The organism is Streptomyces sp. LS1784 (assembly GCF_020103755.1).
Classification (GTDB): domain Bacteria; phylum Actinomycetota; class Actinomycetes; order Streptomycetales; family Streptomycetaceae; genus Kitasatospora.
Genome location: NZ_JAHSQD010000829.1, coordinates 1 through 2,680, shown reverse-complemented (window position 1 = coordinate 2,680; position 2,680 = coordinate 1). Strand labels below are relative to the sequence as shown.

The following is a 2,680-nucleotide window of genomic DNA, read 5'->3' as shown; positions in this document are numbered from 1 at the left end:
CCGCGCCCACCGCCACCGCGCCCACCGCCACCGCGGCCGCCCCGGGGGCCGCCGGCACCGTCGCGGCAAGTCCGTCGGCGTGCAGCTGAACCACCGTCCTCAACAGGGCCGTTGGTCCGATCAGACGTCTCGGCCGGGCAGTCCGTCCGGCGAGCGCAGGGAAGGGAGCAGAGCATGACCACACCGGGCATGTTGACCAAGGAAGACGAAGCGATCCGCCAGGTCCTGGCGAGCCTGGAGCAGCAGATCGAGCACATGGTGACCGCCGGTCGCACGGTCGAGCGGATCAAGGAGGAGATCGCCGGGGGCTACATCTCCGGCGCGAGCAGCGAGTTCCAACGGAAGGTCGAGGACTGGATGACGCGCTACCAGCAGGTCATCGGCGCCTTCGAGCGCTTCGTACAGTCCACCCAGGGCGCCAACGCGATCCTCACCCAGGCCGAGGACGACGCCCGTGCCCACGCCGCCGACGGCATCTACAACGGCCTGCAAGGCGTCTGACGGTTCATCACCAGAAGAGGATCGAGTAACCCCATGGACTTCGGCAACATCCAGCTCCACCACGAGACCGTGTCGCAGGCGGTCGGCGAGCTGCGCCAGGCCGGCAACATGATGCGCAGCAACCTGGACGAACTCATGAGCAAGCTGCGGGGCGTGATCGACGGCGGCCACTTCCAGGGTGTCGCGGCCACGGCCTTCGAGGACCTCTCCCGGGTGGTCACGGCCAACGAGTCCGCCATGGACGACGACATCACGGCGGCCGCGAACACCCTCAGCACGATGCACGACATCATGCGCGAGTCGGACACCCAGGCGGGGAAGCAGTTCGCCTGACGAGGAGGGGGGCCCGCGCATGAGCGGCGACACCACCAAGATCACCATCGCCTACTTGGAGGGCCGCCTCGCAGAGCTGCGGGCCTTCGAGCAGGACGTGAACAGCCAGAAGACGAACTGGGCGAAGGCGCCGTCGGCGCTGAAGGCGGGCCAGGACGCGTTTCCGTCCGCCAAGGCGCTGAAGCAGGCCTACCTCGACTACGCGAAGAGCGTGGGCGAGGGCATAGAGGCCGTCCGCAAGACGCTCGACGACATCGTCAACGACCTGCTGAAGGCCGGGCGGACGCTCCACGAGGGCAACGACGAGGCCCTCACGGAGGCCCAGCTGCTGGAGGTCCTCCACGACGTGCTCACCGGCGTCGCCCCGACGACCAAGCTCCCCTGACGCCAGGAGCCCGCCGTCGGCGCAGGAGGGCCACCCGGCCCGCCGGCGCCGACGGCACACCGCTGCCCGAGAACCGTTCCACTCCGCCCGGAGGATGACCATGGCCGACCAGACGAACTACACCTGGGAACAGATGCTGAAGGTGTTCGCCGGGACGGACCACAGCGACGTCGCGCAGCGCACCGACGTGACCGGCCCCCAGTGGATCCAGGCCCGCTACCTGTACACGGACACCAAGGCCAACAACGACAAGCGCAAGGTCCAGAACGGCATCGCCAAGGGCGACGCCGGATACGACATGTGGGCCGAGTGGGTGTACCTGGTCGAAGGCGGCGGCACCTACAGCACGATCCTGGGCGTGACCTGCGACTGGCACTTCTGGGACGGCAAGCCCGACGACAAGACGCCGACCCCGTGGAGCCGGTTCAAGGCCAACCCGGGCGACATCATGGGCCCGTCGATCTGGGGGAGCTGCAGCGGCAACGAGGTCACGGCGCCCCCGACGCTGTGGGACGCCGCACGGATCATCGGCGAGGTCGACACCTTCTTCGTGGAGCAGCGGAGGAAGGTGAACGCCTGGTTCAACGACGTGGGCGGCTCGGACAGCGACTTCCAGGGCAGCGCGGCCGGCCGGTTCAAGGAGGTGCTGTACGGCCTGGAGAACGAGTTCATCGCCATGCACTTCGGGCTCAGCGGCGATCTCGGCGCGTACAAGGACCTGCCCAAGGAGGCGCCCAAGGACCCGCCCAAGGACGGGTCCACGAGCAACCCCATCGTCACCAAGCTGAAGGCGGCCGGGGACGCCCTGAAGCAGCAGCAGGCGAACATGTACTACCAGGGCTACGAGCCCTGGATGGGGAACTCCGACCTGCTGAGCTCCACGGGCGACGCCAAGGGCGAGCACTGGCAGTACACCGACGGCTCGAAGGGCGGCAGCTTCGCCTCGCCGTACACGTGCGTGCACTTCGCGTTCACCGAGCTGGTCAAGGACCTCACCGCGGTCCTCACCCTCACCACGATCAGCTACGAGGACGGGAGCCTCTCGGCCGACGCCACGGTCTCGGGTGGCGGGGTCACCCTGGCGACCAACGACAAGGGCGTCGACAAGGGAGCCCTGGACGCCTTCGTCGCGAAGCTGGAGGCCGCGGCGAAGAAGAAGTGGAACGACTGGGTCACCGAGAAGCTCGACTCGGCCGCGACCAACGCGGGGAGGCTCCTGAGCGACGCCTACGACGACGCGAGCAAGCTCCTGATCCCGATCAGGCCGGTCACGCTCGACCTGCCCAAGGACAAGGTCGAGCCCAAGACCACCCCCGACGGCAAGGACGGCAAGGACGGCGACGGGTCGAAGACCGACGTCAAGGGGCCCCCGGGGATCGGCGGCACCGGGGGCGGCGGCGCCGGCGGGGGCGGCGCCGGCGGGGGCGGCACCGGAGGGATCGGGGGCACCGGCGGCGGGAC

At 69.0% G+C, this 2,680-nt stretch carries 4 protein-coding genes; all 4 read left to right on the top strand.

The genetic code is table 11. The features are described 5' to 3' along the window. Window positions 1-174: 174 nt before the first annotated feature. Window positions 175-501, top strand: a complete 327-nt coding sequence (locus KS423_RS43025) for a hypothetical protein (RefSeq protein WP_224285138.1) — start codon at window positions 175-177, stop codon at window positions 499-501. Between the two features lie 33 nt (window positions 502-534). Further along, a complete protein-coding gene (locus KS423_RS43020; RefSeq protein ID WP_224285137.1) occupies window positions 535-834 on the top strand; it encodes a WXG100 family type VII secretion target in 300 nt (99 codons plus the stop codon). 19 nt (window positions 835-853) lie between these two features. Then, on the top strand, window positions 854-1,219 hold the full coding sequence (locus KS423_RS43015) for a hypothetical protein (RefSeq protein WP_224285136.1): 366 nt from the start codon (window positions 854-856) through the stop codon (window positions 1,217-1,219). 100 nt (window positions 1,220-1,319) lie between these two features. Beyond that, window positions 1,320-2,680, top strand: a 1,361-nt coding sequence (locus KS423_RS43010; protein WP_224285135.1) for a hypothetical protein, incomplete at its 3' end; no start/stop codon positions are given.